This is a genomic window from Symbiobacterium sp. (assembly GCF_040797425.1).
Classification (GTDB): Bacteria; Bacillota; Sulfobacillia; order Symbiobacteriales; family Symbiobacteriaceae; genus Symbiobacterium.
In genome coordinates this window covers 58,963-64,962 of the sequence record NZ_JBFNEH010000016.1, presented here as the reverse complement: position 1 = coordinate 64,962, position 6,000 = coordinate 58,963, and the positions used below count along the sequence as shown (strand labels likewise).

The following is a 6,000-nucleotide window of genomic DNA, read 5'->3' as shown; positions in this document are numbered from 1 at the left end:
TGTGGCACAAGGGCTCCAGGCAGGCGCTGTATCCACGGCTGAAAAGCCGTGGCTCTATTGAAGCCGCCTTCACGTCCCAGTCCTGGAGACGAAGAATGCCGTATCCACGGCTGAAAAGCCGTGGCTCTATTGAAGCCAGGCGCTGGGCGTGGTGGTGGCCCAGGGTCGGACGTATCCACGGCTGAAAAGCCGTGGCTCTATTGAAGCACCTCGGGGAAGAGTTGCTCTGCCGCCCAGGCGTAGAGTATCCACGGCTGAAAAGCCGTGGCTCAATTGAAGCACATGAGCACGTTCCGCCGGATGCTCCTGGTCGACGTATCCACGGCTGAAAAGCCGTGGCTCAATTGAAGCAAGCCGGCTGCGCGCACCTGGAAGGCCGACGGCATATAGCGTATCCACGGCTGAAAAGCCGTGGCTCAATTGAAGCGACACCAGCCTCGCCTCATACTCCTCATCCTCATCGGAGTATCCACGGCTGAAAAGCCGTGGCTCAATTGAAGCGTTGGTTTCCATGACGTACTCGGTCTTGGCCCGCATGGTATCCACGGCTGAAAAGCCGTGGCTCAGTTGAAGCTGTGCGTTGACGAGGGGGTACTCAGGCACCCTGCCCAGTATCCACGGCTGAAAAGCCGTGGCTCAATTGAAGCGCTGCGGAGATACCGGAAGACACTGCCGAAGGCGCGAGTATCCACGGCTGAAAAGCCGTGGCTCAATTGAAGCTACGACTCGTCCAGCACCACCATGTCCCATTCCTACTGTATCCACGGCTGAAAAGCCGTGGCTCTATTGAAGCGTTGGAGCAGTCGATTCCCTGGAGCGGGGCGAAACTGGGTATCCACGGCTGAAAAGCCGTGGCTCTATTGAAGCACAACTCCGAGACGTACCGCTTTACCCGTCAGCAGGACGTATCCACGGCTGAAAAGCCGTGGCTCAATTGAAGCACCAAACAAGCCGACAACCTGGGCGCTGTCAGCCAGGTATCCACGGCTGAAAAGCCGTGGCTCTATTGAAGCATTGTGCTGTACACCGAGGAGGGCGTGGGATCGTGCCGTATCCACGGCTGAAAAGCCGTGGCTCTATTGAAGCGCGAGGAGTCGTAGGCAAACACCTGCGAGGAGCCGTGTATCCACGGCTGAAAAGCCGTGGCTCTATTGAAGCCCTGTGTCCTGGTGTTTGGCTCCACATGAATCACCAGAACGTATCCACGGCTGAAAAGCCGTGGCTCTATTGAAGCCTTGGGCTTGTACCACTCCTCGTCCCACGGCCAGTAGGTATCCACGGCTGAAAAGCCGTGGCTCTATTGAAGCTACGACGACGCCGGCGCCCTGGCGCTCCGCAACGTCGAGTATCCACGGCTGAAAAGCCGTGGCTCTATTGAAGCGATTTCCCGCCCCGCGGCACGGGCTACAGTCCACAGTAGTGGTGTAAAAAGCACCCCGACTAGATGGTCATCTCCGGCAACCATCTAAGGGGGTGCAGGGATCACTTGACATAAGTGGTCACCTTTGGGTTCCATGCGAAGTAGGACCAGTACATCGCAAAGGAGGATCCCGCAGGTGACCACCTTTAGGATCGCATTGGAGGAGCTTCTGCGCAAGACCGGTGTGGATGACTTCGACTTCCTTCGGGAAGGGTTGCGGGTGCTCGCCCAGGGTCTCATGGAGCTGGAGGTCTCTCAGCGGATCGGCGCGGACCGGTACGAGCGATCGGGCGAGCGCAGCACCTACCGCAACGGCTATCGTGAGCGGCAGTGGGATACGCGGGTTGGGACGATTGACCTGCAGATCCCAAAGCTCCGAAAGGGATCGTACATGCCCAGCTTCCTGGAACCGCGCCGGCGGGCAGAAAAGGCTTTAGTGGCGGTGGTTCTGGAGGCTTACGTGAACGGGGTGAGTACACGCAAGGTCGATGACCTCGTACAAGCCTTGGGCATGACGGGTGTAAGCAGAAGCCAGGTTTCGCTGCTGTGCGCCGAGTTGGATGAGGTGGTTCAGGCTTTCCGTAATCGACCGTTGGAGGGCCGTTACCCCTACGTCTGGCTGGATGCGAAGTCGATCCTTGCTCAGTCCATCCACTCCCGCCAGTCCTCGCCAATCAGCCCCTGCGCCCGGGCGCCGGCCATCGCCCGCCCGCAGCTGCAGCTTCGCCGGACCGGGGCCAGCTGCGCGGCCCGCTCCAGAACAGCCAGTACGTCTGCCTGCGCCTCCCTGACCACCGTCAGCGCGGCGTAGCACAGCTCCAGCTCCCGGGCGAGAAACGCCTCCGGCACCAGCCCGGAACCGACGACGTCCGCGCCCCAGGTGCGGTACATCCGCCGCTCGGCCGGCGTCGCCTCCCGGGATCCGTCCAGCCCCACGTACGTCGCCCCCCGGAACGCCCGGGGGGTCTTTTCGCGCGCCGTGGCATACAAGGCCGCCGACAGCTCCGGGCAGAACGGCGGGTCGAGCCGGATGAACCCGTAGCCCTTCCCCACGAAGAAGGTCGGGGGGAGCAGGCGGGTGAGGTCGATCACGTCCACCGGGACGACCAGGTCGCCCGGCTCCAGGAGGGGGCTGACCGGTTCGACCCGCGCCGCGGCCAGAACGGCGGACGCGCCGGCCGTCTTGGCTGCGTAGATCAGGGCCCGGGGGTCGGTTCCCGCCGTCCGGACGAGCGCGGGGCCCCGCTGTTCCACCTTCCCGTAGGGCGTCTCGTGCAGGATCAGCCGGTCGAAGGCACCGGTCCCGGAATACGCGGTCTCCGGAACCCCGGTCCCGGGGTGCCGGAGCCCGGGGTGCCCAGCCCCAGGTGAACCTGCCCCGGCGGCCATTGCCTCCGGCAGAATGAACAGCACCTCACGCATTCTCCGTCGCCTCCTCCTCCAGCAGCCGGCGTATGATCCGGAACATCAGCTGCCCCACCTCCGGGCCGAAGAGCCGCTGCTCCGGCCCGTCGAAGGGCACGCCCGTCGCGTAATTGGACACCCAGCAGATCGACCCGTACGCCATCCCCAGCTCCCGGGCCAGGAAGACCTCCGGTGCGAGGGTCATGCCCACCAGCTCGGCCCCCGCCTGGGCGAGCAGGGCGATCTCCGCCCGGGTCTCCAGCCGGGCGCCCTCGGTGGCGGCGTAGACCGCCCCGGGCGCGGCCCGGTGGCCGCAGGCCGCCGCCGCCCGCACCAGCCGGGCGCGCAGGTCCGGGTCGAACAGCTCGGCGCATGCGGGTCCGGTGGCATGTCCGGCGGGCGGTGCCGGATGGCGCACCACCGTGTCGCGCACCGCCGGATCCCGCGCCGCCGCCCCGAAGCTGTCCGGCCGCCGGCGGGTCCAGTCGATCAGGTCCGACACCACCGCCAGGCTCCCCGGGGGCAGCGAGCGGACGAGCGACCCGGCGCTGTTCCAGCTCAGGATCCGGCGGGCGCCCAGGGCGCGGGCCGCCCAAACGTTGGCCCGGTAGTTGATGAAGGGCGGCGTCACCCCCAGCCGCCCCTCGCCCCCGTGCCGGCTGAGGAAGGCGACCGGCCGCCCCGCCACCGCAAAGATGCGGAACGGGCCGGCGGGGCCGAAGGGGGTCTCCACCATCCGCTCCGTCCAGCCCGGGTCGAACGCCAGGTGATAGGCGGCCGTCCCGCCGATGATCACCGTGTCGACCGAAGCCGGCTGTCTGGGTTCTGTCATCGGCTCTCCCTCGCATCGCGGATCGTCCGTTAGCGCTTGTCCTCTTCACTATACCAAAGAGTGAGGCTACGGAAAGACCCGCCGTCCCCTCCGGCGGGTCCTTTGTCGCGTTCTGCAACGACCTCACAGCCCTTCCCCGGGCGGGGCCACTCCCAGGCTGCTATAGCACTGCACCAGGTACGGGTGGGAGTCCTGCATCTCCCTGCTGTAGGCATAGATCCGCAGGCTGACCGCCCCGGTCTGCAGCGGCTGCCCATCCGGCGTCCTGGCGCCCTCCACGGTGAGGGTGAGCCATCCGGGTCTGCCCCAGGGTATGGCCTCAGTCGGGTCGCTCTGCGCAGGCGTGAACTGAAACAGCACCATGGTGTCCGGTAGCCCTTCGCCCTGGACCGGCCGGGCTTCCCAACCTTCGTCAGGGGTCAGGCGAATGGTCACGCTTTCCCGGTCCACCGCTGCCGGGAAGCGGACAGCGCCCAGCAGCGGGATGGCCGGGGCGGCAATCGTCCAACCGGCCTCCGCCCGGAAGGTGCTGTCCCCCTGGGGCTTGTACAGGTCAAACGTAATGCCGGAGGCGTTTTCCGGCTTCAGGCAGATCTCGTCCGCCGCCGGCACGGCCGGCTCCTGCTCTCGGGATGCCTCTGGCACGGCGGGCTCCTGCTCTCGGGATGTCCCCGGCGCGGTGGGCTCTTGCTCTCGGGACGCCTCCGGCACAGGTTGCTCCTGCTCCCGAGATGCCCCCGGTGCGGCACTGCCTGCGGACGTTGGGCCGTTTGCGTCGGAACCGGAGGGGACGGGTGGCTGCGTTCGGGCGCTGCAGCCAGCGATCAGAGCCGCACCCAGGACCAGAAGTCCGAGGGAAGCTGCGGTCCAGCGGAACATTGCTTTCACGGAAAGTGCCTCCTTGATGCCGTGTGCGCCTGTTGGACGCAGCCGCCCCGCACCCGGTTCCGTCCCGAGGAAAAGGTTCCCACCGCCACGCCGCCGCACCCTATTCGCCGGACCTTCCCAGGGCCAGGCGCGCAGCGGCGGTGCCGGCGGCGTACCCCGTGGAAAAGGCGATGGTGATGTTGTATCCCCCCGTGTGGCCGTGCACGTCCATCACCTCGCCGGCGAAGAAGAGCCCCTCCATCAGCCGGGACGCCATGGTCCGGGGGTCGATCTCCCGGATGCTCACGCCGCCTCCGGTGACGAAGGTCTCCTCCAGGGGCCGGGTGCCCGTGACGGTAAACGGCAGCGCCTTCAGAAGCCGCACCAGGGCGGCCAGCCCGGCCTTCGGCAGGTGCGCGCCGGTGGTCTCCCCGGAAACCCCGGACCTCTCCAAGACCAGGGGCACCATCCGGTCCGGCAGCAGGCGCCTGAGCACCGTCTTCACGGTCTTCCTGGGCTCCGCCGCCGCCTGGCTGCCGATCTCCCGCATCAGGTCCTCCTGGCTCCGGTCCGGGAACAGGTCGATGTCCAGGCGCAGCGGAACGTCCCCCAGCTTCCTGCGGGCCACCGAGACGTAGTGGCTCACCCGCAGCGCACAGGGACCCGAAACGCCGAAGTGGGTGAAGACGATGTCCCCCCGCTCGGTGGTGAGCCGCTTGCCCCGGGGGTCGTGCAGCGTCAGGGTCACGTCCCGCAGGGAGATGCCCTGGAGCGACCGGCCCGCGATGACGGGATCGCCCAGCACCAGCGGCACCGCGGTGGGGTAAAGGGGCGTGACGGTGTGGCCGGCCGCCCGGGCCCACTCGTATCCATCGCCGGTGGAGCCGGTGCGGGGGACCGACTTGCCCCCGGTGGCCACCACCACGGCGGGGGCCCGCAGGCTCTCCCCGCCCTGCAGCACCACGCCGGTGCAGCGGCGATCGTCCAGCAGAAGGCGCTCCACCGGCGCCCGGGGCCGGATCTGCACGCCCAGATCCCGCAGGTGCTTCACCAGGGCACCGGCCACCGTGACCGCCCGGTCGGTCGCGGGAAACATCCGGCCGTCGTCCTCTTCCTTGAGCCGAACGCCCAGTTCCTCAAAGAAGCGAATGATCTCCTCGCTGCCGAACTGCGACAGGGCGCTGTACAGGAACCGGCCGTTGCCGGGGATGTGCCGGATCAGATCCGGCACCGGCTTGCGATTGGTCACGTTGCAGCGGCCGCCGCCGGAGATGATCAGCTTGCGGCCCAGCCGGTCGCCTTTTTCCAGCAACAGCACCCGGGCACCGGCCCCGGCGGCGGCCGCGGCCGCCATCATCCCCGCGGGGCCGCCTCCTACCACGATCACGTCGGCATCCGTCATGGGCTCCAGGCCACCCTTCCAGGCCGCCTCGGCGGTCACCGCCAGATGCGGGCTCCAGGAACTCCGCCCGCCGGG

Annotated in this window: 4 protein-coding genes, 1 pseudogene and 1 CRISPR repeat array; of the genes and pseudogenes, 1 reads left to right on the top strand and 4 read right to left on the bottom strand. The window is 67.2% G+C overall.

From position 1 onward, the window contains the following. Positions 1-28 precede the first annotated feature (28 nt). Positions 29-1,381: direct repeats of the CRISPR family, unit length 36 nt; unit sequence GTATCCACGGCTGAAAAGCCGTGGCTCTATTGAAGC. A gap of 175 nt (positions 1,382-1,556) precedes the next feature. Beyond that, positions 1,557-2,048, top strand: a pseudogene (locus tag AB2385_RS07180) (transposase); the annotation flags it as partial. A 14-nt stretch (positions 2,049-2,062) separates the two neighbouring features. On the opposite strand, the gene AB2385_RS07175 reads toward AB2385_RS07180, so the two are convergent. The 4 genes from AB2385_RS07175 to AB2385_RS07160 all read right to left on the bottom strand — a co-directional run bounded on the left by AB2385_RS07175 (position 2,063) and on the right by AB2385_RS07160 (position 5,925). Then, positions 2,063-2,842 carry a hypothetical protein gene (locus AB2385_RS07175; RefSeq protein WP_367654269.1) on the bottom strand — a complete coding sequence of 260 codons (780 nt, stop codon included), beginning with the start codon at positions 2,840-2,842 and terminating at the stop codon, positions 2,063-2,065. Next, a complete protein-coding gene (locus AB2385_RS07170) occupies positions 2,835-3,656 on the bottom strand; it encodes an MTAP family purine nucleoside phosphorylase (RefSeq protein WP_367654268.1) in 822 nt (273 codons plus the stop codon). The genes AB2385_RS07175 and AB2385_RS07170 overlap by 8 nt, the downstream gene beginning before the upstream one ends. A gap of 123 nt (positions 3,657-3,779) precedes the next feature. Beyond that, entirely contained in the window at positions 3,780-4,301 is a 522-nt protein-coding gene (locus tag AB2385_RS07165; RefSeq protein ID WP_367654267.1) for a hypothetical protein, read from the bottom strand. A gap of 343 nt (positions 4,302-4,644) precedes the next feature. Next, positions 4,645-5,925, bottom strand: a complete 1,281-nt coding sequence (locus AB2385_RS07160) for an NAD(P)/FAD-dependent oxidoreductase (RefSeq protein ID WP_367654266.1) — start codon at positions 5,923-5,925, stop codon at positions 4,645-4,647. Positions 5,926-6,000 lie beyond the last annotated feature (75 nt).